Here is a 24,128-nt window from a genome sequence, read left to right on the forward strand (position 1 = left end):
TGCCGCAGCGCGGCATAGTGCGCGCGTCTACCCAGTACTACGCGTTTACGCGCGTCCCCAAAGCGCCTACACAGACGCCACTGCCAGAATGCACGAGGCCCAAATGCCAGACTTCAAGAAAATCCTGATCGCCAACCGCGGCGAAATCGCCATCCGCATCATGCGGGCCGCCAACGAGATGGGAAAGAAAACGGTCGCCGTCTATGCCGAGGAAGACAAACTCGGGCTGCACCGGTTCAAGGCGGATGAGGCCTACCGCATCGGCGAAGGACTGGGGCCTGTTGCCGCCTATCTGAGCATTGACGAGATGATCCGCGTCGCCAAAGCCTCCGGCGCAGATGCGATCCACCCCGGTTACGGCCTGCTCAGCGAAAATCCCGAATTTGTCGACGCCTGTGATCAGAACGGGATCACCTTTATCGGTCCGCGCGCCGAAACCATGCGCGCGCTCGGTGACAAGGCATCCGCCCGCCGCGTGGCGATTGAGGCCGGTGTTCCTGTCATTCCAGCCACCGAAGTGCTGGGCGACGACATGAAGGCGATTAAGGCTGAAGCAAAGGAAATCGGTTACCCGCTGATGCTCAAAGCCTCCTGGGGCGGCGGCGGCCGGGGCATGCGCCCCATCGAAGCAGAGGGCGAACTCGAAGAAAAAGTGCGCGAAGGCCGGCGCGAAGCCGAAGCCGCCTTTGGCAACGGCGAAGGTTATCTGGAAAAGATGATCATGAAAGCCCGCCACGTCGAGGTACAGATTCTGGGCGACAAACACGGCGGCATGTACCACCTCTATGAACGCGACTGCTCGGTCCAGCGCCGCAACCAGAAAGTCGTTGAACGCGCGCCTGCCCCCTATCTGACCGAAGAACAGCGCGCCGAAGTCTGCGAGCTGGGCTACAAAATCTGCAAACACGTGAATTATGAATGTGCGGGCACCGTTGAATTCCTGATGGATATGGCCGACGGGAAATTCTACTTCATCGAAGTAAACCCGCGCGTCCAGGTGGAACATACGGTCACCGAGGAAGTCACAGGCATTGATATTGTCCAGGCGCAGATCCTGATCGCCGAAGGCAAGCCGATCGCCGAAGCCACCAACAAACCGACCCAGGACGATGTGCGCCTGAACGGGCATGCGCTGCAAACCCGGATCACAACCGAGGATCCGCAGAACAACTTTATCCCGGATTACGGCCGCATCACCGCGTTCCGCGAAGCAACCGGCATGGGCATCCGCCTTGATGGTGGCACCGCTTATTCAGGCGGCGTGATCACGCGCTACTATGACAGCCTGCTGGTCAAGGTAACGGCCAAGGCGCAGACGCCCGAGGCCGCGATTGCCCGGATGGACCGAGCGCTGCGCGAGTTCCGCATCCGGGGCGTCAGCACCAACATCGCCTTCGTCGAAAACCTGCTGAAGCACCCGACTTTCCTCGATAACACCTATCACACCAAGTTCATCGACCAGACGCCGGATCTCTTCCAGTTCAGCCGCCGCCGCGACCGCGGCACCAAGGTGCTGACCTATATCGCCGACATCACGGTGAACGGACACCCGGAAACCAAGGACCACCCGCGTCCCGCGGCCCACGTCCGGGACCCGAAACCGCCTGCCCTGCGCGCAGAACCCATGATGGGCACGCGCAACCTGCTGGAACAGAAGGGCCCGCAGGCCGTTGCCGACTGGATGAAACAGCAGCGCCAGCTGCTGATCACCGACACCACCATGCGCGACGGTCACCAGTCCCTGCTGGCAACCCGGATGCGCAGCCACGATATGATCAAGGTCGCACCAGCCTATTCGGCCAACCTGCCGCAACTCTTCAGCGTGGAATGCTGGGGCGGCGCCACCTTCGATGTGGCCTACCGGTTCCTGCAGGAATGCCCCTGGCAGCGTCTGCGCGATCTGCGCGCGGCGATGCCTAACCTGATGACACAGATGCTGCTGCGCGCCTCCAACGGTGTGGGCTATACAAACTATCCCGATAATGTCGTGCAGGAATTTGTGCGGGTCGCCGCCAACACAGGCGTCGATGTCTTCCGCGTGTTCGACAGCCTGAACTGGGTTGAGAATATGCGCGTCGCGATGGATGCAGTTATTGAGGCGGACAAGGTCTGTGAGGGCACGATCTGCTACACCGGAGACATCAACGACCCGGACCGCGCGAAATATAACCTGCAGTATTATGTGGATATGGGCAAAGAGCTGCGCGACGCGGGCGCCCATGTACTGGGCCTCAAGGATATGGCCGGTCTGCTGAAACCCGGGGCCGCACGCCAGCTGATCAAAGCGCTGAAAACCGAGGTCGGTCTGCCGATCCACTTCCATACCCATGACACCGCCGGCGTGGCCTGTGCCACGATCCTTGCCGCCTCCGAGGCCGGTGTGGATGCGGTGGACTGCGCGATGGACGCGCTCTCCGGCAATACCAGCCAGGCCACGCTTGGCACCGTTGTCTCGGCACTGCGCCATACCGACCGGGACACCGGACTGGACATGGCGGCTGTGCGCGAAATCTCCGATTACTGGGAAGAGGTCCGCGGCCATTACGCGGCCTTTGAGACCGGTATGCAGGCGCCCTCCTCCGAGGTGTACCTGCACGAGATGCCCGGCGGGCAGTTCACCAACCTCAAGGCGCAGGCCGCCTCGCTCGGCCTCGAAGACCGCTGGCCGGAAGTGGCCCGCACCTATGCGGATGTGAACCAGATGTTCGGTGACATCGTCAAAGTCACACCCTCGTCCAAAGTGGTGGGTGACATGGCCCTGATGATGGTGGCCCAGGGCCTGACCCGCGCCGAAGTCGAGGACCCGGGTACAGAGGTGTCCTTCCCGGACAGCGTCGTGGATATGATGCGCGGGAACCTTGGCCAGCCCCCGGGTGGTTTCCCGGGCACGATCCTGAACAAGGTGCTCAAGGACGAAAAACCCAACCTGGAACGCCCCGGCAAACACCTGCCCGCGACTGATCTGGAAAAAGTCCGCACAGAGGTGCGCGAGGCACTCGAAGGCAAGGACGTGGATGATGAGGACCTGAGCGGTTACCTGATGTATCCCAAGGTCTTCCTCGACTACATGGGGCGTCACCGTACCTATGGCCCGGTGCGCACCCTGCCCACCCGCACCTTCTTTTATGGCATGGAGCCGGGCGAAGAGATCACCGCCGAAATCGATCCGGGCAAAACGCTGGAAATCCGCCTGCAGGCCGTGGGCGAGACCAACGAGGATGGCGAGGTCAAAGTCTTCTTTGAGCTCAACGGCCAGCCCCGTGTCATCCGCGTGCCCAACCGGATGGTCAAAGCATCGACCGCTCAGCGCCCCAAAGCCGAAGCCGGAAACGCCAACCACATCGGCGCCCCGATGCCCGGGGTTGTGGCCTCTGTTGCGGCCCAGACCGGTGCAAAGGTGAATGCAGGCGATCTGCTCCTGACCATCGAGGCGATGAAGATGGAAACGGGCATCCACGCAGAACGCGCGGCGGTCGTGAAAGCCGTGCATGTTCAGCCGGGCGGGCAGATCGACGCCAAGGACCTGCTGGTCGAGCTGGAGTGACCCTGCGCGGCGCCTGATGCTGAAAAAAACCGCCCCGGAGCAATCAGCTTCCGGGGCGTTGTTCAGGTCTCAACGAAAAACGGCCCTCCTGACAGGAGAGCCGTTTTGCCGTTTGTAAGGCGTTGGCCTACGACCGACGGAACCGGCGCATCACACCCAGCCCACCAAGACCGGCGATCAGCATCCAGCCAGCTGCGGGAATCGGAACCGTCGACACTCCTGAGTCGCTGTCAAAGAAGGTGACGTGAGAAGAGCCCTGAGCGAAATCGAACAGAACGCGGTTCCCTGCTCCCCCGAGGAATGAATCGCCTGGCCCGACATAGTTATAGACAAAGAAGCCCGAAGCGGGCGGCCTTGGTCCGTCCGGGTTGCCGCCTTTCGCTGTAAATCCGGTAATTCCTGGATCGTCGCCATCGTTCAGATACTCGAAGTACCAGCCCATCGTGTCGTCTTCGGCGATGATAATACCGCCAAAATCGCTGAAGAGGCCGAAGTCGGAGTTCCATTCGCTTCCTGCGCTTAAAGAGCCTACTGGATCTCCGCTGTCGTTAAAGTCTCTCGCGTCGAGTTTCACGATATATGGCGAGCCGCCCAGCGAGCACACCGGGTCGGTCCCGAAACCACCGACGGTGCCACCGTCACCCTGACAGTCGTTTCCATCCACATAGCCGAGCAGGCCCGAGCCGAAGTCTTCTGTGCTGACTGCAAACAGATCGTCAAAGTATGTGTAGCTCGCCGCTGACGACGCCGTCGCCAGTCCAACCGAAAGGCAGGCAGCAGATGCAGCCAGAATAATCCTATTGTTCATTTGAAACTCCGTTCACCCAACGACCGCTTCCCCCGGTCCATCGTCAATTCAGTTCGGGTACCCCACCCGCTATGCAATACCCCGATGACTGCATCGACCGCGCATCAGATCAAAATAATTGTCACGATTTTGCCATATTTGCCGGAATGTTCCCGCAAAGCGCGAACAAACAACGCAACAAACACCTGAAATCCATTGGAAAATCACGGTTCGGGGGCACCTGAAACAGGTGTCACAGGCATCGGGAAAGCGAGTCGGCATCGCTTGTTCAGGTATTTTCAATCCGGGACCGTCACCATTCCAGGTCTGCAAAACCGACGATTGCCCACTGTTTCCTGCAGGCATTTCCTGTCATGAACGACGCATGAAACTTGCTGCCTTTTCCGTCCTGGTCCCGAATTATGATGCCGGGCTTTCTTTTTTCTGTGGCACCCTTGGTTTTGAACTCTGCGAGGACATTGATCAGGGCCGGAAACGCTGGATCACTGTCAGCGCCCCCGGTTCGGACACACAGATTGTGCTGGCCCGGGCCGATACGCCCGCGCAAAAGGCCGCACTGGGCCAACAGGCCGGTGGCCGTGTCTGGCTGTTTCTGGAAACCGATGATTTCTCGCGGGACCACGCCCGGTTGACCCAGGCGGGTATCGATTTCGAGGAAGAGCCACGCGACGAACCTTATGGACGGGTCGCCGTCTTCCGGGATCCGTTTGGCAACCGCTGGGACCTGATCCGCCGCACTCCTGCCCGGGCTGGCGGATGAACGCTGCACCCGCCGCAAAATGACACAAATTATTTGCACAGCACCCGATTTTTCCCTTGCAGAGCCGCGTCAGCAAAGTTATTCCACGCGCACCTAAGGAAGCGGGCGTAGCTCAGGGGTAGAGCATAACCTTGCCAAGGTTAGGGTCGGGCGTTCGAATCGCCTCGCCCGCTCCAAAGGGTCTCTCAAAATCATGATGCTGTCTTTGCCCCGCGGGTAGGGTGAGGTTTTGTGTCTGACGCTGTTCGTGTCCCCGCAGTTCCGGATGCTCAGCGCCCTTCGGCGAGGCGCCTGCGCACCGCCAGCGTGCACAGCGCCGCGATCACGGACAAAAGCACAATAACCGGCGTGGCAATCTCCGGTCGGGTGTCGGCCAGTACAGCAACAGTTGCGATGCCACCAAGACGCGCAAAAGTAATGTCCAGACTTGTCGAAATTGCGCTCATGCCCTCTGGCGCGAAACGGAGGATCAGCTGGGTCGAGGGCGCGTTGCTGCAGGCCAAGCCCGTTCCGACAAGAATAGCCGACAGCACCAGCAGCGGCAGTTGATCCGTATAGAAAAGCAGAGGCATTGCAGCGGCGATCAGTACCGGTGCGGCCAGCATCACAGTCCGGATGTGCGGCTTGTCCACGAGGTTCCGCAACAGAGTGCTGGAACCGGAGAAGGTCAGCCACATCACCGACAGAAGGAAACCGACACCGACCGTCCCGACCTCATTGCCTGTCAGCCAGACCGGCAGACGGAACAGAAAATAGGTAATGCACCCATAGGTGCAGAAGACATAGACAAACGTGATCCAGAGATCCTTTGCCCGGAACAGCGCGGTGTACTTTCTTTTTTCCCGCACCACCTGAGTGGGTTCATCCGCGATGGATGTGCCGATGAGAACCGCAAGTGCGACAATGGCAATAACCGCGTTCAGGACAAAGGCATTCTGCCAGTTTGAACCGTCAAGCAGCCCGCTGTAGAGCATGGGTGCAAAAGCCGCGACATATCCTGCGATGCTTCCCCAGACGATCAGAACCCGCCCCGGTCTGTGCGGCGATGCCCTTGTCAGGAGAAGCGGGATCAACGGTGAAAAGATACCACCGCCCAGCCCCTGCAGAACCCGCCCTGATATGAGCGCTTCGTAACTCTCGGACGCTGACACCATCAGCGAGCCTGCCGCGAAAAGCGCCACGCCGCAGCCAAAAACCTTGCGCGTGTCAAAGGCGTCGCCCAGCCACCCGCCAAAGAGCACTCCAGCGGCCACCGCAATACCGTAGGAATTGAACACCCACGCAAGGTCGCTGACAGACAGACCGAACTGCACCTGGATCGCCGGCAAAAGAAGCGGCACCAGGGTCAGCTCCATCACAAACGCAATATTGGCTGCGATGGGGCCCAGGATCGCCGCCCGTGACGCGACGGCGATCGAAGGGCTGCTGTCCAGGTCAGGTGTGTGAGAGCCCATGTTCTCCTACTGTCTTTTATGCATCTGCTGTGGCACCGGCGGGCGCATCTGATTTCGCAGGTGCCGTTGATCTTTTTCCGGACACGTCCGCCGAATACTGAACTTCCACGGCTTCGCGTCCCATCAGACCGGCGATGTCGCTGGCGTTCATCCAGATGAAGTAATCTTCTTCTGTCACCTGCCGGTCCGGGCCGATCCAGCGTCCGGGCTCGCAGTGATTGTACCCATACCGCAGATGCGCGCCCTTCGCGCCCAGCCTCTTGGGAACAAAAGCAAAGACATAGGATGGGTTCCACGCCCCGGCCATCACCTCAAGCAGAACGCGTGACAGCAGAGCAGTGGCGCCCTGACTGCGCGGCCCACCAAGGCCCCGCGCCCGCAACCAGAAATCGCCCTGGTAACAGACTTGGCCCGTTATGGTTTTCAGGGCATCCGGCCCGTTGTAAAAAGTCAGATCCGGGTCCGGTGTGGTGTCTGGCGTAATATATTTGTGCCGGTGCGCATCAAGGTGGTTTGCCAGCGAAACGCCTTCCAGATCCAGCAGTCGCACGGCCTGCGTGTGCATGAGCGCCCCGTCGCCATCATATCCGCAGAGCCAGAAAGCATTCGACCGATCGACATAGGAGCTTGCCACATCAAACATCGGGTAAATGCCACCCCTGTCAGCCTGCTGGCTGCGCAGTGCACGATACTTTGCAAAATCATCGCCGATTTCAATTCGGATTCCCGATGCTTCAAGTGCACGCAGAATTGCTGCCAAACGCGATGTCATCTCAAACAGTTTACCCGGTAACATACCCATCCAGTTTCCCTCTCTACCCAAACTCGGCTGCACCGTCCCACCATATGGTTAATGACCGGTTAGCCATGATTGATGTTTCGCATGATTTTTTGTGAGTCAGTCATTTTTCCACCTTTCCGGTTAACGAACCGGGTGTGCTCAACTGGGCGTGACCGCCCTATCGCTGCCCCAGATTCCCTGAAAACAGGGATTTCGCCCCGGATGGCCTAAGCCTGTGGCGCACACATGAAAACGCCAGCACATCTCGGCTGTCTACTCGTCGACGATCTGCAATCGGGGATTGAAAAACGAAAGATCACAGGCAGCTGAAGCGCCCGACAGCAGGAGGCCGATCCGCAAACCACCGGATTGAAAATGACAAAACCTGGAAAAAAGAATAGAATTTAACCTATCTTAACAACGCAACAACAAAGCCGCACAGCCAATTGATTTATATTAGTTTTTCTCCCACTGCACCTTCCGGTTGCAATTGGTGTGTTGGATCGCCCGCACATCTGCACTGCCCGGATTCAGCGAATTGCGGCGCATCCAGGGCATTGCTACCGAGGTGGCCATACTCTGGTCAGACGCACTTCGGATAGTACCGGTCAAAAGGGGATGTTTATGAGTATTCACGCGATCTTTGACGATTCGTTTCCGGTGTCCTGCCCTCCGCCGGGCGCGGTAAACGTGTGCAGAGCAGATGCGGTCGAAGGTCCGGGCGGTCGCTGGATCCCCTGCACATCTGCGATCAGCGGCGGCGTCTTCCTGTCCTGTATCTTTGAAGTTGGGCCCGGCAAGCGTCAGGTCTGCTCCGCAACGTCCCCCACGCCCTGCGCCGAAGAGGCCATGATGCGCGCAATTGAACTTGCGGAGACCGCGGCCGCCTGATCCGGCAGGTGCCATTCCCATGTAGCCCGAAGCGCACCAGGCGATCAGAGCCTCGTATTCCTGACCTGCGCCCCCTTGCCGCATCAGGTGAAATAGCCCGGACGCCCGGACCCTAGCCGGCCTTTTGTTCTGCGAGAGGGTCTGCATCGCCGTCAGACCGGCACGGCCAGAACTGCCCACCATTTGCCAGCAGCTTTCTGCGCAGATCGTCCTCGCTCATCGGTTTACCAAAATAGAAACCCTGCAGGTAATCGCTGCCCATATCTCCCACGATTGTTGCGTGTTCTTCTGTTTCGACGCCCTCAGCAACCACGCGCATCCCGAGGCTTTTGCCAATACCAATGATAGACGCGACCAGCGGTCTGGCACTTTCGTCATCGACCACAAGCTGGATGAAATGCCTGTCAATCTTCAGAACCGATGGCCGGATCTCCAGCAATCCCCGCACCGACGCGTGGCCCGTACCGAAATCGTCCAGGGCAATCGTCACACCCAGCTCATCCAGTTCATCAATCGTCCAGCGGACAACATCCCCGATCCGGTCCAGATAGACCGATTCCAGAATTTCCACGGTCAGCCTTTCGGGCGGAATGCCCGAACTTTTTATGTCGTGAATGAATGTCGGGTCCGCCAGCCGGGCCGCAGACACATTCACGGCGATGCGTGGCAGGTCTGCGCCGGCTTCATCAAGTCGGGTCATCGCGCCATGAACGCTATTAAAAATGATCTCATCGATCTGCTTCAGAATGCCCATGTTGGCAGCAGTATCGAGGAACTGACCCGGGGCCAGTATTCCGCGGGTGGGGTGATTCCACCGCACCAGCATCTCCGCGCTGGCGATCATGCCGGTTCGCGCATCAATAAGCGGCTGAAAATACGGTATAAACTCCTGGCGCTCGCAGGCAAGAAGCAGGTCTGATGCAAGTTGTTTGGTCGCGATAGACTGCGCATGCATCTGTTCGGTAAAGAATGACCACCTCCCCTTGCCTTGCGACTTTGCGTGGTAGAGCGCCGCGTCTGCATCTGCGATGACATTTTCCGGATCATCCATGCCCGCACCCGCGATGGCCACACCCACGCTGGCGCTGCAGGCAGTGGATTTGCCGTCACAGGTAACCGGCGCGCGCATTCTCTGAACGATTTCATCGGCAAGACTGCTGATGTTGAGCGCGCTTGTCGCCAGTGGTTTCAGAATAACGAATTCATCCCCGCCCAGACGGGCTACCAGATCATCTTCATCAGAAAGGTCTCTCAGCATCGTTGCGACAGAAACAAGAAGCCGGTCACCGGCATCATGCCCGAGCGTGTCATTCACAAACTTGAACCTGTCGAGATCGATATAGAGGACAGCAAACTCTGAGCCGCTTTCCTTCAGCCTGCCGATCCAGGTTTTCAGTTCCACCTCAAAATGGCGGCGGTTGGACAGGCCCGTGAGCGCATCCTCGTTTGCATCTTTCGCAACAGATCGCGCAAGCTCCAGAAGTCTGGCGTTCTCTTTTTCAAGGCGGTGCACTTTCGCCATGACCCTGTCATAGCTTTCCTGATCCGCGGCTGCGGTTTCAGCTTGACCGGGCTGTTTTGCTCCTGCTGGCTGTTCGTCCAGTTCAATGATGGAACACAGCCACCAGTGATCACCCGTTACCGCGTCCGAAAGATGGGTCCAGTTCATCCGCTGCCAGTAAAGTTCACCGTTTCTGCGGTTGTTCCGGGTCCGGATGGAGAAATTCTCCCAGTTCATCAGTTTTTCGATGATGTGGAGGTGTACGCCCTGTTCCGTGTCAGGACCGATCAGGATCGTTCCACGCTGGCCCAGCGCTTCGGATTCTTCATGCCCGGTGATCCTGGTGAAGGCCGGGTTGCACCACTGTACCTGCATGACCGCACCGTCGTCTGGCGACGCCTTTGCGAGCACCAGACCTTCGGATGCCTTGTCGTCTATCTGATTCAATATCCGGGCAGGTATCACGTTCAGACTTTGCGTTGTTTCTCCTGTCTATGACCTCCAAAGGATTAACATCGTTCTAGCTGTGAAGAGACGAAAGCGAGCAATTTTCGGAAAATTGCAGCATGCAATACTGAAAGAGCGCAGCACATGCCTCTGAACCTTCACAGCATTGGACCTTCGCGCCCGGACCGGATGCGTTCCGATCGCTGCGAATGCAACCCGGGATCACCCGCGCTTAAAGGGACCGCAGGCTAATATCCTCTAGATTAACGGGAATTCATTCATAAGGGTTACCGGTTTCAGAATAATTTTTTTGGGGGCGCAGGTTCCGACGCGCCGTCACCCACGGAAATGATCACCAAAAAGTTTCATCAAATTAAATCAATTTCTTAACAGGTTCACCGGCAGTCCGCGGCCTGGCATCCTGCCCGTCCCCGGACACAGCGCGGGTCGGGAACCGGGATGCGCCGCGTCTTGCCGGCCTCTCCGGAGGCTCTATCTGCCCGCTTAACCGACGCCATCCTCTGGACCTATGGGACTGGCAACACAAAGAAAAAGCCGGACGCGGGCGGATCAGCTCTATGAATTCACAGGCCAGAGAACCCGAGCCCGCCCGGAACGATCACGCCGGTCTGGCCTGTGCAATCGAAAAACTCACACCTGACATCCCTACTGACTGGCGCGCCGCCTGGCACAGAGCAGCTGACGCGGGTGCGCTGCGGCTGATGGCCCAGGATGCTGGCATGGATGCGCCGGCTGATGCGCTCGGATGTGTCCGGGCAATGGCCGAAATCGGTACGGCCTGTACGGACAACGGATTCACAATGGGGCTGAATTCCCACATCTGGACGGTGCAGCAACCGATCGCTGCCTTTGGATCAGCCGATCAGAAAGCGGACTGGCTGCCAGCCCTTGAGAGCGGGCGCAAAATCGGGGCCTACGCGCTGACGGAAGAACAGTCAGGGTCTGATGCGATGGCGCTGGAATCGCGCGCGCAAGCACAGGACGGCGGGTACCTGCTGAACGGCGCGAAAACCTATGTGGGCATGGCGCCGGACTGTGACGTCGCACTCGTATTCGCAAGCACAGCGCCGGAGCGGAAATCATGGGGCGTGTCGGTGTTCCTCGTGCACCGCGATGACCCCGGGTTTCACACAGATAACAAGCAGGAAAAAATAGGACTGACGACGCTGCCTATGGGTCGGATCACCCTGCAGGACTGCTGGATACCTGCCGACCGGCTGCTGGGAGCCGAAGGCACAGGCGCGCGGATTTTTCAGGCAACGCTCGACTGGGAGCGCGCGTTTATCCTGGCACCGCATGTGGGCGCAATGGCGCGGCAGCTGCGCGAATGCACCGAATTTGCGACCGCGCGCAAAACGTTTGGCAGACCGATCATTGAACATCAGTCAGTGGCCAACAGGCTGGCGGATATGTCCGTGCGCCTCGAAACCTCGCGCCTGATGATGGAACAGGCGGCACGGGCTTACGACGCGGGCAAACCGCTCTCACGCCTTGCGGCAATGACCAACCTGCATGTGTCCGAAGCCTTTCTTGCCTCCAGCACGGATGCGGTCAGAACATTCGGGGGCGCAGGTTACCTCGCCTCTTCCCAGGCCGGCACCGACCTCACCGATGCGCTCGGCGGAGTGATCTACTCGGGCACATCAGACGTACAAAGACAAATAATAGCGCGTCTCACAGCGCAGAATACGGGGAAGATCCAATGACACATGCGCTCAGAGCACGGGGTCTGACAGCCATCCTGTGCGGGCTGGTTATCGCAGTGTTTGCGCTGGCATCCTCAGGCCCGGCAAAGGCACACAGCTTCAACGAAAGCTACGTTTATTTCGACGTGACCGACACCACGCTGAGCGGTCGCATCGAGGTGACGCTGAACGAACTGGCCAAAGTGTTGTATGGCCGCGCCGACGTTGAAGCCCCGCTGACGCAGGCGGAGGCGCAGGAGAATCTGCCAGCGCTCGGCGCCTATTTTGCCGAACACCTCCGGCTCAGCGACGGCGGCCAGCCGCTTGACGTCACCTTCACGGACCTGACCTTCTTTGCCTCCGATGCGGGCATTTTCTCGCAGCTGATGTTTGACGTGCAGGGGATCGGACAAACCCCTGTCACGCTGCAGATGTCCTATGACGCGATCTTTTCCGACATTGATCCCGAACATCGCGGCTATGCGCTGATCAGCACGAACACCCGCAACGGGATGGAAGTGAATGAATCCTATATCTCGCTGATCTTCGCACCAGGCGATGGCGCGCAGACGCTTTACCTCAACGACGAGAAATCCAGCCGCGTGGCCATGGCATTCCTTGAACACGGTGTCTGGCACATCTGGCTGGGGTTTGATCACGTTCTGTTTCTGGTGACGCTGCTGGTCTCGGCAGTGATGTTGATCAGCGCAGGCCGGTGGGAACCCGCGCCGAGCCTGCGTGAAAGCCTGAAGAGGACAGTCACAATTGTAACCGTCTTCACCATCGCGCATACGATCACGCTGAGCCTCGCGACTTTCGGGATCATCACCCTGCCCGTTGTTCTTGTAGAGGCGGTGATTGCGCTCTCCATCGCCGTGGTCGCTCTGGGCAATCTCTTTCCCAGATTTCACGCCCAGTCGTGGAAAGTCGTTTTCATCTTTGGTCTGTTCCACGGGTTCGGTTTCGCCAACGTGCTGGAGCCCCTGGGCCTGGACCCGGCCCGCAAGGCCCTTGGCCTTGTTGCCTTCAACATCGGTGTCGAACTTGGGCAACTGGCGATTGTCATCTTGCTCTTCCCCGTGCTCTTTGCGCTGCGGCAACTGGCGTCCTACCGCCTTGTCGCCCTGCAGGCGGGATCCGTGGCGCTGATCGCTGTGGCCATCTTCTGGTTTGCTGAACGCACGCTGGGTGCTTTCGCCCCGGCCAGCGTAGCACTGGCAGGAGGCTGACGTGACGCCCCGCCTGCTCGATACCGCTCTGGCCGCACACGCCCGCCACAGGCCCGACGCGACGGCCATCCGCTTTAATGGTCAGTCTTTCAGCTATGCCAGAACACATGCCACCGCAGACCGCATCGCCGGTTGCCTCGCTGCCCGAGGCATCGGCGCCGGAGACCGGGTCGGGATTTATGCGCAGAAGGGGTTCGAAACCATCGCCGCCGTCTTTGGGGTGATGCGCGCGGGGGCGGCCTATGTCCCGATTGATCCCGCAGCACCCGCGTCCCGCGTCCGGGATATTGCAGACGACTGCACCCTTTCCCTGATCCTGACCGATCCGCTCTGCGCTGAACGCTTCTCCGGAGAGACGCCCCTGCTGCTGCTGGAGCATACGCTGCAGTCAGATGCGCCTTTACCAAAGCTTACCCGCCATGCCGATGATCTGGCCTATATCCTCTACACGTCCGGCTCGACCGGCAAACCAAAGGGCATCTGTCACACGCACAAAAGCGGTCTGGCCTATGCATGCAAAACGGCGGCGCTCTGTGCGCTGACCCCCCACGACCGGGTCAGTCATCACACCCCTCTGCACTTCGATATGTCGGTTTTCGACATCTTCTCGACCATCGAGGCCGGCGGCACCATCGTTGTCATCCCCGAGATCTATGCGAAAATCCCCGCCAGCCTGTCTTCGCTGGTTGAGAAAGAAGGCATAACCGTCTGGTATTCTGTTCCTTTTGCTCTCGCACAGCTGACAACGCGTGGAGCGTTACACAAACACGATCTCTCAGGTCTGAGGCTGGTTATGTACGCCGGCGAGGCCATGCCACCTGATGTGCTTCAGTCCTTTTCGCATCACGTGCCCCAGGCCTCGTTTCTGAACGCCTACGGGCCCACAGAGACAAACCACTGCACCACCGCCCTGCTGCCACCCGATCTGATTGACGGCAAAAGCGCTTTGCCCATCGGGCTGCCTGACGTGGGCGTGGTGGCACGGATTGTGGACACCGGCGAGCTTCTGATCGCCTCTGATCAGCTGATGACCGGATACTGGAATGACCCGGAGCGCACGCAGGAAGCATTTGTGACCCTGCCGCATGAGGGCCGGGACCTGCGGTTCTACCGTACCGGTGATCTTGTGGACCGGGGCGCAGATGGCACCATCTGGCTGCGCGGCCGTGCAGACCGCCAGATCAAACTGCGCGGCTTCCGTATCGAGCTGGATGAGGTCGAACTGGTGTTGCAGCGGCACAGAGAAGTGCGTGAAGCGGCCGTAGTCGTGGACCACAATGCTCAGACCCTTGTGGCTTTCATTTCCAGTACTGCCAACGGCGATGCGCTCCTTCGTTATGCGGCCGAAAACCTGCCGCCTTATGCCGTGCCCGAACGGATCATTTCCGTGCCCACGCTGGCCCGGACCTCAACCGGCAAAATAGACCGCAAAGCCCTGCAGGAGGTGAGCTGTGACCGCTCTGCAGCCTGAACACACCCGGCCCGTGCTGCGCGGCTACATCAGCGGCAGCCTTCTGGGAAACAGAGAAATCGCAGATGACGAAAACCTGCTGCTCAGCGGTCTGCTGGATTCGCTGGCGGTGATGTCCCTCGTCACCTTCACCGAACAGGAATTCGGTCTGAAAATTCCGTTTGAGGATGTTGTGATCGAAAACTTCGAAACCATTGAGGCAATTGCCGGCTACCTGGAGACGCGGGCACCCGATGCGTGACACAACGACCGACATTCCCCTGACACAGAGCCAGCTGCGTTTCTGGCAGGGCACCCGCCTGACACCGGACGCGCCACTCTACACGATGGTCTGGCGGTTTGACCTTCTGCAGGAGATCGATCCGGCGCGCTTTTCACGGGCGCTGAACAGGGTGGTGAATGCTTCGGATGCGATGCAGGCCCGGTTTCGCGACACAGAGAATGGTCCGGTTCAGTTTCCGGCGGATACCGCTTTTGCCGTGCCCGCGTTCCGCGATCTGAGCGAAACGCCTGATCCCGAAGCAGCCCTTGAGGCGCTTCTGCCCCCTTTTATCGCCGAGCCCTTTGATCTCAGCTGCGGCAGCTACCGTGCACAGCTGGTCAAACTCGCTCCAGCGCATTGGGTTTGGCTGTCGGCACAGCATCATATTGCCTGTGATGCACAGTCAGGTGCGCTGCTCTTTGAAGCGGTATCACAGGCCTATGCCACAGATGGCGAAACAGACACCGGACCTGCCTGGTTTGATGCCGCACAGCGTCTCAACGATCAGTTCACGCGCGACACCACCGCCGGCGACGCGGATCAAAGCGCACCACCCGCGGCCCAAAGCCTGCCCTATGGCGCAAAGCCGGACCGTCACCCCACATCGGTCCGCGTCCGCAGTGACAGCCTTGATCACGCGGCCCGGAGACTGGATGCGCTGGGGACGGACCCCCAGTTTCGCATGTTCACACCGGACCTTACCCGTCTGGCGCTGTTTCTGACCGCCTGGACCGCGTTCCTGCACCGCATCGCCCATGACGACCACGTGGTTATGGCCCTGCCCGCCCATAACCGTCTGACCGCCGAAGACCGCCAGACGATGGGGCTCTTTGTTGAGGTGCTTCCCTTTGGCACGGATATCGAGTGCGGCGACAGCTTTGCGACGCTCTTTGCCCGCGTGCGCGAGGGGCTGGGTACCTTTCTCCGGCAGGCCAGACCCAATGCCATTGCCGCGCAGGCCCCTGGCGGCACAGCCAGTGTTCTCAACTTTATCCAGGCGCGTTTCGGGGGTTTCGCGGGTGCGCCTGCGCGCGCGACCTGGCTGCACAGCGGTGCGCATGATCCGCACAACCCGCTGCGCCTGCATGTCACGGATTTCGATGGCAGCGGTCCCGCGCTGGAAATTGACGTCAGCGCGGCCATCAGCCGGGAAACAGACGCCGCAGAGATCCCGGACCAGTTCGCACAACTGCTGGAGGCGGTCTGCGATGATGCCACCGCACCGCTGGTAACCCTGCCCCTGACTTCCGATGCGGCCGCCACAGAGATCACCGGCCTTTGCGCCGGACCAGCGGCACCGCCGGACGCCGCAACCCCGGTCCTGACGCTGATCGAAGAACAGGTGCGGGAACGACCCGACGCCATTGCGGCACGGGAAGGCAGCACCGTCAGCACCTACCGCGACCTCTGGAAACAGGCGGGGCATTTCGCGGCGGCTGTCCAGGGCGCCACATCCGGCGCGGGACCTGTCGCTGTACAGATGCACCGGTCCGTGGACTGTATTGCCGCCATTCTGGGGGTGCTGCGTGCCGGTCGCCCCTTTGTGCCCGTCGCAGCGAACACCCCCGCCGGGCGCGTGGCCACCATTCTGCAGGCTGCGGGCGCCGTGGCCGTGATCGGCGACGCCCGGACCGCCAAAACGCTGCAAACAACCAGCACTTCCCCCGTCATCACCAACCCTTCTGCCGCGCAGGACCCGCAGCACGCCGGACAGGATGATACGGCCTATGTGCTCTTTACCTCGGGCTCAACGGGTACGCCCAAAGGGGTCGTTGTCCCGCAGGACGGGCTGGCGCATTACATCCGCTGGGCCGCAGAGGCGTTCAGCACACCGGGCCACACAGATTACTCTTTCTTTTCCTCGCTGTCGTTTGACCTGACGATCACCTCGCTCTTTGTCCCGCTGACAACCGGCGGCACGATTGCCGTCTATCCGGAAACAGGGCCAACCGATCTGGCCGTGCTCGACGTGTTCCGCGAGGATGCCGTGGATGTGGTCAAACTCACGCCATCTCACCTGGCGCTGGTCTGCGAGGCGGGTCAGTCCGTCAGCACAATCCGGACTCTCGTGCTGGGCGGAGAGAACCTGACCACCAGCCTTTGCAGGCGCGCGCGCGCCGTCCTGTCCGACAGGCTCGCGATCCTCAATGAATACGGGCCCACCGAGGCGATCGTGGGCGCAATGATCCACCGGTTTGATCCGGCGGCGGACACCGGAGCCTCTGTGCCCATCGGCAGACCGGCTGACGGCGTGGCGGTGACCGTTCGGGACGCCGGGCTGTCCGTTCTGCCGGCAGGTATCGCCGGGGAGATCTGTATCAGCGGGCGTCTGGCTACCGGTTATCTGGGTCGGCCCGACCTGACCGCCCAGACCTTCGTCACAGCGCCGGACGGCACGTTTCTCTACCGCACCGGCGATATCGGCCGCATGGCCCGTGACGGCTCACTGCGGTATCTGGGACGGCGCGATGACCAGCTCAAAATCGGTGGTGTCCGCATCGAAACCGCCGAAATCACCAATGCCCTGCTTGCCGTTGACGGTGTCAGTGCAGCGCATGTGGCCCTGCCCCGCACGACAGAAGACGCGCCATCTGCGCATTGCATCCGTTGCGGCCTGCCGGACACATTCCCTGGCGCTTCGCTGTCCGAGGCAGGACTGTGCTCCATCTGCGCAGGCTTCGACGACTACCGCGACCGCGCACAGGCCTATTTCCGCCCCGAACAGGATCTGGCCGACAGACTGCACGCTGCGGCGGACAAATCACGGGGGTCCTATGACGCTGTCATGCTGCTCAGCGGCGGCAAGGACAGCACCTATGCGGCCTACCGCCTCTCGGAACTGACGCCGCGCGTGCTGGCTGTGACGCTGGACAACGGCTTTATCGCGGAAGGTGCCAAAGACAACATCCGCCGCGTGGTCGCAGATCTGGGCTGGGATCACCGGTTTCTGAGCACAGACCGGATGAACGAGATCTTTGTCGACAGTCTGAACACCCATGCGAACGTCTGCCAGGGATGTTTCAAGGCGCTTTACACGCTGGCGATCCGGACGGCGCGGGCGGAGGGTGCGCCCGCGATTGTCACCGGCCTGTCGCGCGGGCAGTTCTTTGAAACGCGCCTCTCGCCCGAGCTGTTTTCGCGCAGCGCGCCGACCTGTGCGCAGCTGGAAAGCATGGTGACTGAAGCGCGCCGCCGGTACCATGCCGAAGACGACGCTGTGGCCACGCTGTTGCAGACCAGTGATCTGGCCGATGGCGCCTTCCTCGAAGAGATTGATATCATTGACATCTACCGGTTCATCGACGTGCCCGTGTCGGAAATCTACCGGGTGCTGGACGCGCGCGGCGCCTGGAAACGGCCCGCCGATACCGGACGCTCCACCAATTGCCTGATCAATGACGCCGGAATCTATGTGCACCAGAACCGCCGCGGGTATCACAACTATGCCCTGCCCTACAGCTGGGATGTGCGGATGGGCCACAAGACCCGCGCCGAGGCACTCGAGGAGCTGAACGACGAGATCGACCCGGATGCGGTCCGCAGTATGCTGGGTCAGATCGGGTACGACCCGGGCCAGGATACTGGGTCCGGCGCAGGTCTGACAGCCTGGGCCGCAACCGACGGCAGCGTCAGCGAGGATACCCTCATGGGGGCCCTGCGGGCGAAACTGCCACGCGAGGCTCTGCCGTCGCGCATCGTGCTGACCGACGCGCTGCCGCTGACCCCGAACGGCAAAGTGGATAACGAACGGCTGCCGGCACCAGGCGCTCCGGTGGATGCAGCCTTTGAGCCTCCTCTGACAGAGACAGAACAGCAACTGGCCGCGGTGCTTTGTGAAGTCACCCAGACCGCACAGGTCAGCCGTCACGCTGATTTCCTCGACATCGGGGTGGATTCACTGGCGGCGATCCAGGTCGCAATGCGGGCCAATGAACTGGGCATTCCCCTGCAGGCAACGGCCCTCTTTGAATACAGAACGCTGGCCGCCCTCGCCGAAAACGCCGATACTCAGCAACCGCAGATCGCAGGCGACGACACGGATGATCTGGGCTTTGAGCTTGACGCAGAAGACCTCGCCTCCCTGACCGGGGCGCTCTCCTGACATGACCCTGCCGGCCGGCGTCACAGCGGTTCTGCCGCTCACCCCTGCGCAGAAAGGCATGCTCTTTCACGTGCTGGAAGACCCCGCGGCCCAGGGCCGTTATGTCGCCGTGCTGTCCTGTACCATCGACGGCCCGCTCGATCCGCAGCGCCTGAAAACAGCGATGCAACAGGCCGTGACCGCGCGTGACAGCTACCGGGCCGGTTTCGTCTGGGAAGGCATGAAGCAGCCCGCCCAGGCAATCCGCGAAACCATCACCCTGCCCTGGGAAGAGGACGACTGGTCCGGCAAATCCGGCGATGCGGCCCAGACTGATCTGGCGGCCCTGATCCGGCTGGAACAATCGCGCCGGTTTGATCTGGGCAAACCGCCCCTGATGGCCGTCCGCCTGATCCGCCGCACCGAAACTGAGCACGTTCTGGTCTGGACCGTGCACCATCTGATCAGCGACGGCTGGTCCACCTCTGTCGTGCTGGATGACATTTTCCGGCGCTATGCGGGCGAGGCCACACCGGATCGCGCACCGGCTTCGTTCCGGGATGTTCTGGGCTGGGTGCGTAAAAACCGCCAGGACGTGGCTGACCGAGACTACTGGGGGACGCATCTGGCCGGTCTGGACGATCCCGCAACGCTTCCCCTGGCCCCGCTGGCCAGACCAGGCGCGGGCCAGGACCACAGGGAGATGCTGCTTGGCGCGGACACGGCCCGCGCTGTTTGTGAAACATCGAAAAAACTGCGCATCACCCCGAACTCGCTTTTGTCAGCGGCCTGGGCGCTGACCCTCCGGCACCTGACCGGCAGCAATGACGTGATCTTCGGCCAGACCTATGCCGGCCGGCCGCCGGAGGTTCCGGGATCGGCAACTGCGGCCGGGGCGTTCATCAACACCCTGCCCCTGCGGCTGCGGATTGATCCTGAGACTACCGTCGCAGAGTTCCTGCGCCATACGGAAACGCACCAGCGCGCGCATACGCCCCATGCCTTCGCCGCACTGACCGGGGTGCAGGCCATTGCCCCCGTCCCGCGCGGCACGCCATTGTTTGAAACTCTGTTTGTGAACGAACCCGTGGCCACCCTGCCGGACGCACGTGCGGGGGTAACCATTCGCGACCTGCGCACGGTGCAGTCCAGCAACTACACCCTGGCTATGCTCGTCACGCCGGGGGATGATCTGCGCTGCGAGCTTTACTTAGACACCTCAAAAGTGTCACCGGATCTCGCAGACGGGATACTGCTGCGCTACCGCATGATCGTCACAGCCCTCACGGCTGACCCGCGGCGCACGCTGACCGACGCGCTGCACAAGGCACTGCCGATGCCCCGGGTGACCGAAACGCAACCCTACCCAACGGTCCTCGAACGGTTTCTGAAGGCGGCAGAAAACACCCCCGATGCCCCCGCCGTCAGCGACGCACATGAGACGCTGACGTACAGCCAGCTCCGCTCCCGCGCCGGCGCAATCGCAACCGCGCTCCGACGCGCGGGCACCCGGCCGGGCGAGATCATTCCCGTAGCACTGCCCCGGGAGACCGATGCTCTTGCCGCCTTCATCGGCACCTGGATGGCCGGTGCCGCCTACGTCCCGCTCGACCTGACGTATCCTGCCGCACGGATTGCGGACATTCTGGAAACGGTCGATCCCGCCCGGATCATCACGCGCGGCGACACCATCGATACCCTGCCTGCACACGGGGCCGATCTTATCCTGACGGATAGGCTGACCGGCGATGACGCCCCCACCGTGACGCCCGGGCCACTGGCCTATGTGATTTTCACCTCCGGGTCACAGGGCAAGCCGAAGGGCGTCGTAATCTCTCACAATGCCCTGGCCCATTCTACCGGCGTGCGAGACGAGATCTACGGCGGGACGCCGGACGCGTATCTGGTACTCTCCTCGCTGGCCTTTGACAGCTCTGTGCCCGGGCTCTGCTGGCCGCTGGCCACGGGCGGGCACGTCGTGCTGGCCCCAAAGCATGCGGAACAGGACCCGGACGGTCTCGGCACTCTGATTGACAGACATTCGGTCACGCATACCCTGTGCCTGCCCGGGCTGGCGGCTGCATTGCTGGACGCGCTTCCGGACCGGACATTACGCCGCCTCAGAACCCTTATCTGCGCTGGAGAAGCCCTGCCCCAGCAGCTTGTTGACCGCGTGGGTCAGGCCGCCCCCGGGCTCAGGCTTTTCAACGAATACGGACCAACGGAAACGACCGTCTGGGCAACCGCGGCGGAGGTGACCGGCTCCACCACCGACACCGTGCCCATCGGCCGCGCACTGCCCGGCACCTGGGCGGGGATCTGCGACCCCGATGGCATCCCCCTGCCGCCCGGCGTCCGGGGCGGGATCGCGGTGTGTGGTCCGACGCTGGCCGAGGGATATTTCAATGCCCCGGCCCTGACGGAAGAGACTTTTGCAGCTGCAGGAACGGGCGCGCCGCGCCTTTACCGGACCGGCGACAGCGGGTACGCCGACGCGGCGGGCACCATTACCTGGACCGGGCGCAGCGACCGGCAGGTGAAAATACGTGGTCACCGGGTCGAACCCGGCGAAACCGAAGCAGCCGCCCAGGCCCTTTGCCCCGGTGCGACCTGCCTCGCGTTGCCTGTCGACGGGACAATTGTTCTGTGCATCGAAACACCCCCGGGCAGGGCGGAAGCAGAAGAGATCATGGCTCAGCTTGCCGCACGCCTGCCCGCACCCTTTGTGCCCGCGCGGGTCATTCTGATGGATCAGTTTCCGCGCCTGCCCAACGGGAAAACCGATGTCGGCGCGCTGACGGAGATGGCCGCCGTCCGGCCTGTTGCCGTTGCCGTCCCGCCCCCCATGACAGCGCTGGAACAGCAGATTGCAGACATCTTTGCCAGCGCATTTGGCACAGACAGTTTCGACCCGGACGCAGACTTTTTCGACGAAGGCGGCGACAGTCTCATGACCATCGCGGTGTACAGCATGGCACGCCAGCGCGGCCTGACATTCGCCCCGGTCGACATCTTTGAACACCCGACACCGCGCGCTCTGGCGCGGCGTGTTCTGGCAACCGCAGACACCAGGGTGGACAGTCAGCAGGTCCGCAATGTGTGCTATGCCAACACCGGCGGCGACCGGGACGCGGTGTTTATCGTGCACGGCACAATGCAGCTGTTCAGCCAGGTTGCCCGGGGGCTTGGCGACCGCCATCCGGTCGGGTTGCTGTTCTCGCATTACCTTCACGGGTTGCGGGTGCCGCTGACAATCCGCGTTGAGGACCTGGCACAGGAGGCCGTGGAAAACCTGCGCGCCCTCAAACCAGCCGGTCCTTATGTGCTCTGCGCCTATTCGGCCGGAGCGCCCGTGGCGCTGGAAATGGCCCGAATCCTCGGGGACGAACTGAAACACCTCGTTCTGATCGATCCGCCCTACCAGATGCTGCAGGACGGCCCACCCCCGGACACCGAGCCCGCCGCTCTGCGCCTCTACCGCCGGACAAGACGCGCCCTTGCACTGCGGTTGCTGCGGCACACGGCGCGGGTGGCTGCACTCACTGTCCTCGCGCCCGTTATGCCCCGCTCAGACTGGCGGCGACGTGCGCTGGTCCGCTCGGCCTATGTCTTTTCACTGTCGCGCTACCGCATCCGGCAATACGACCGGCCCGTTACGGTCATGATTTCACAGGAAAATCCGGCTCTGGCGGCTGGCAGCGCCATCGACACCCGGCTGAAACACCGTAGCGTCATCAACCTGCAGCACCGGCATCGTGACGTCCTCACCGCTCCCGAAAGCGTTGTCGCGGTTGCAACCTCGATCATCTCCCTGATGAGAAAACCATCCTGAGCCGCGCAGAAAGGAGCCGATCATCGCACGACTGCTGTTCACCTGCACCGGCCTGATGAGCAATCTTTTCTCAACACTCGCTCTGGCCGAAACGCTGCAGGGGGCTGGCCACGATGTCACGTTTGCCGCGCCTGACAACTGCCACAGCGCCATCGCTCATGCCGGATTTCCAGTGATCCCCGTTCAGGCCCCGCTGCTGAGCGTGCGCGCAGGCTACCTGCCAAAACCCGGCCTCCTGCGGACCCCGCGCCTGAAACAGGACCGAACGGCACGGGCCGTTGCGCGCATTGAGGAAGATGGGTTTGCCCAAGCGCTCAAACAGACCGCGCCCGACATGGTGCTGGCCGACTGCGAGCACCACAGCGCAGTCATCCGCAGCATTGCGGCGGGGCATCAGACCGTCCTTCTGTCGTTTATGTACTTCTCTCCGCCGGGACCGCTGGCGCCCCCCCTGACCACTTCGGCCATACCGGGCAGAGGCCTGACCGGCACGCCGGCGGCTGTCACTATGCGCTGGCGCCTGCTCGACACGACCAAAAACCTCAGACTGCGGCGCGCGAGCTTCCGCCGCTGGGGGGCCGACATGGCCACCGCACACAGGGCTCTGGCGGACAAAAACGGCGTTGATCTGGACAACATCACAACCCGAAAGGCGTTTCAGACACCGTGGAGCTACCGGCTGCCAACACTGGCCCTTGTTGACGGCGCGCTGGATTTTCCGGCTCCCGCAGCAGAGCACCTGACCTTCCTCGGACCTCAGATCTGGCGGAACCGCCCGCACCTGGCCGCAGCACCCGACCCGGGTCGTTTTTTTGCGCGCGGGGACGGGAAAAAACGCATCTACGCCGGGTTCGGATCCATGCGCAGACCACCCGTCAGGTTCATCCGGGCGCTCAACCAGGTCGCGCAGGCCAATCCCGGCTGGGACATTCTGGTGGCCGGTGATCCAGACCGGCTGCTGCCCGGCACCACCCCCGCTGACAATCTGCAGTTTGCCGGCTGGGCACCACAGCTTGACGCGCTGGACGCGGCCGACTGCGCGATTTTTCACGGCGGCGCAGGCACTTTCGGTGAATGCCTTGCAACCGCGACGCCTATGCTGATCTGCCCCAATGCACTCGATGGAAAGGGGAATGCCGCGCGCGCGCAGTATCACGGCATTGGTATGTCCGGCGGATACCGGGACAGTCCCGCAAAGATCGCACGGACCCTGCAACAACTCATGACCTCTGAAAGCACCAGGTCCCGGCTGGCTCAGATACAGAAACGTCTGGCATCGGTCCAGGCCTCCGGGCACGTCGCTGATGTCGTCGGGCGCCTGATGCGGCGCAACGGGGCAAACGTGCGATCTCCGAACTGAC

14 protein-coding genes and 1 tRNA gene are annotated in these 24,128 nt (G+C 61.4%); 11 read left to right on the top strand and 4 right to left on the bottom strand.

The window, feature by feature from the left end:
- Positions 1–103: 103 nt before the first annotated feature.
- The gene (locus tag AB4K19_RS09660) at positions 104–3,544 is read left to right on the top strand and encodes a pyruvate carboxylase (RefSeq protein ID WP_375228171.1); all 3,441 of its coding nucleotides are present in this window, start codon (positions 104–106) and stop codon (positions 3,542–3,544) included.
- Between the two features lie 127 nt (positions 3,545–3,671).
- On the opposite strand, the gene AB4K19_RS09665 is transcribed toward AB4K19_RS09660, so the two are convergent.
- Complete coding sequence (locus AB4K19_RS09665; protein WP_375228172.1) at positions 3,672–4,352, bottom strand: VPLPA-CTERM sorting domain-containing protein; 681 nt, start codon at positions 4,350–4,352, stop codon at positions 3,672–3,674.
- A gap of 364 nt (positions 4,353–4,716) precedes the next feature.
- Between AB4K19_RS09665 and AB4K19_RS09670 the strand changes: the two genes are divergently transcribed.
- Together AB4K19_RS09670 and AB4K19_RS09675 are read left to right on the top strand one after the other, a co-directional pair.
- Positions 4,717–5,112, top strand: a complete 396-nt coding sequence (locus AB4K19_RS09670; protein ID WP_375228173.1) for a VOC family protein — start codon at positions 4,717–4,719, stop codon at positions 5,110–5,112.
- A 101-nt stretch (positions 5,113–5,213) separates the two neighbouring features.
- Positions 5,214–5,288: transfer RNA gene (locus tag AB4K19_RS09675), tRNA-Gly, on the top strand.
- Between the two features lie 93 nt (positions 5,289–5,381).
- Here AB4K19_RS09675 and AB4K19_RS09680 read toward each other — a convergent pair.
- Together AB4K19_RS09680 and AB4K19_RS09685 are read right to left on the bottom strand one after the other, a co-directional pair.
- Positions 5,382–6,566: an MFS transporter gene (locus AB4K19_RS09680; protein WP_436399508.1), complete on the bottom strand. Its 1,185-nt coding sequence runs from the start codon at positions 6,564–6,566 to the stop codon at positions 5,382–5,384.
- A gap of 16 nt (positions 6,567–6,582) precedes the next feature.
- Positions 6,583–7,368, bottom strand: a complete 786-nt coding sequence (locus AB4K19_RS09685) for a hypothetical protein (RefSeq protein ID WP_436399509.1) — start codon at positions 7,366–7,368, stop codon at positions 6,583–6,585.
- A gap of 603 nt (positions 7,369–7,971) precedes the next feature.
- Here AB4K19_RS09685 and AB4K19_RS09690 point away from each other — a divergent pair.
- Positions 7,972–8,238, top strand: a complete 267-nt coding sequence (locus AB4K19_RS09690; protein WP_375228175.1) for a hypothetical protein — start codon at positions 7,972–7,974, stop codon at positions 8,236–8,238.
- Between the two features lie 112 nt (positions 8,239–8,350).
- Here the strand turns inward: AB4K19_RS09690 and AB4K19_RS09695 are convergent, their stop codons facing one another.
- The gene (locus AB4K19_RS09695) at positions 8,351–10,186 is read right to left on the bottom strand and encodes a sensor domain-containing protein (RefSeq protein ID WP_375228176.1); all 1,836 of its coding nucleotides are present in this window, start codon (positions 10,184–10,186) and stop codon (positions 8,351–8,353) included.
- Positions 10,187–10,764: 578 nt separating this feature from the next.
- On the opposite strand from AB4K19_RS09695, the gene AB4K19_RS09700 reads away from it, so the two are divergent.
- From AB4K19_RS09700 to AB4K19_RS09730, 7 genes are read left to right on the top strand one after another with little or no spacing between them, the layout of a single operon-like run.
- The gene (locus AB4K19_RS09700) at positions 10,765–11,913 is read left to right on the top strand and encodes an acyl-CoA dehydrogenase family protein (RefSeq protein ID WP_375228177.1); all 1,149 of its coding nucleotides are present in this window, start codon (positions 10,765–10,767) and stop codon (positions 11,911–11,913) included.
- On the top strand, positions 11,910–13,121 hold the full coding sequence (locus AB4K19_RS09705; protein ID WP_375228178.1) for a HupE/UreJ family protein: 1,212 nt from the start codon (positions 11,910–11,912) through the stop codon (positions 13,119–13,121). Before AB4K19_RS09700 ends, AB4K19_RS09705 begins: the two co-directional genes overlap by 4 nt.
- Before the next feature lies 1 nt (position 13,122).
- Entirely contained in the window at positions 13,123–14,592 is a 1,470-nt protein-coding gene (locus AB4K19_RS09710; protein ID WP_375228179.1) for an amino acid adenylation domain-containing protein, read from the top strand.
- On the top strand, positions 14,573–14,833 hold the full coding sequence (locus AB4K19_RS09715) for a phosphopantetheine-binding protein (protein ID WP_436399510.1): 261 nt from the start codon (positions 14,573–14,575) through the stop codon (positions 14,831–14,833). The genes AB4K19_RS09710 and AB4K19_RS09715 overlap by 20 nt, the downstream gene beginning before the upstream one ends.
- Positions 14,826–18,956 (top strand): amino acid adenylation domain-containing protein, encoded by a 4,131-nt coding sequence (locus tag AB4K19_RS09720; protein WP_436399511.1) that lies wholly within the window; start codon positions 14,826–14,828, stop codon positions 18,954–18,956. Before AB4K19_RS09715 ends, AB4K19_RS09720 begins: the two co-directional genes overlap by 8 nt.
- A 1-nt stretch (position 18,957) precedes the next feature.
- The gene (locus AB4K19_RS09725) at positions 18,958–22,767 is read left to right on the top strand and encodes a non-ribosomal peptide synthetase (RefSeq protein ID WP_436399512.1); all 3,810 of its coding nucleotides are present in this window, start codon (positions 18,958–18,960) and stop codon (positions 22,765–22,767) included.
- Between the two features lie 55 nt (positions 22,768–22,822).
- Positions 22,823–24,127 (top strand): nucleotide disphospho-sugar-binding domain-containing protein, encoded by a 1,305-nt coding sequence (locus AB4K19_RS09730; RefSeq protein WP_436399513.1) that lies wholly within the window; start codon positions 22,823–22,825, stop codon positions 24,125–24,127.
- Position 24,128 lies beyond the last annotated feature (1 nt).

Origin of the sequence: Roseobacter phycocola, assembly GCF_042055075.2 — a bacterium.
Lineage (GTDB): Bacteria > Pseudomonadota > Alphaproteobacteria > Rhodobacterales > Rhodobacteraceae > Roseobacter.

Excerpts from the sequence above, each read along its gene's own strand:
- AB4K19_RS09670 (WP_375228173.1), top strand. The coding sequence starts at position 4,717 with ATGAAACTTGCTGCCTTTTCCGTCCTGGTCCCGAATTATGATGCCGGG.
- AB4K19_RS09700 (WP_375228177.1), top strand. The coding sequence starts at position 10,765 with ATGAATTCACAGGCCAGAGAACCCGAGCCCGCCCGGAACGATCACGCC.
- AB4K19_RS09690 (WP_375228175.1), top strand. The coding sequence starts at position 7,972 with ATGAGTATTCACGCGATCTTTGACGATTCGTTTCCGGTGTCCTGCCCT.
- AB4K19_RS09730 (WP_436399513.1), top strand. The coding sequence starts at position 22,823 with ATGAGCAATCTTTTCTCAACACTCGCTCTGGCCGAAACGCTGCAGGGG.
- AB4K19_RS09685 (WP_436399509.1), bottom strand. The coding sequence starts at position 7,368 with ATGGGTATGTTACCGGGTAAACTGTTTGAGATGACATCGCGTTTGGCA.
- AB4K19_RS09725 (WP_436399512.1), top strand. The coding sequence starts at position 18,958 with ATGACCCTGCCGGCCGGCGTCACAGCGGTTCTGCCGCTCACCCCTGCG.
- AB4K19_RS09660 (WP_375228171.1), top strand. The coding sequence starts at position 104 with ATGCCAGACTTCAAGAAAATCCTGATCGCCAACCGCGGCGAAATCGCC.
- AB4K19_RS09665 (WP_375228172.1), bottom strand. The coding sequence starts at position 4,352 with ATGAACAATAGGATTATTCTGGCTGCATCTGCTGCCTGCCTTTCGGTT.
- AB4K19_RS09720 (WP_436399511.1), top strand. The coding sequence starts at position 14,826 with ATGCGTGACACAACGACCGACATTCCCCTGACACAGAGCCAGCTGCGT.
- AB4K19_RS09705 (WP_375228178.1), top strand. The coding sequence starts at position 11,910 with ATGACACATGCGCTCAGAGCACGGGGTCTGACAGCCATCCTGTGCGGG.
- AB4K19_RS09680 (WP_436399508.1), bottom strand. The coding sequence starts at position 6,566 with ATGGGCTCTCACACACCTGACCTGGACAGCAGCCCTTCGATCGCCGTC.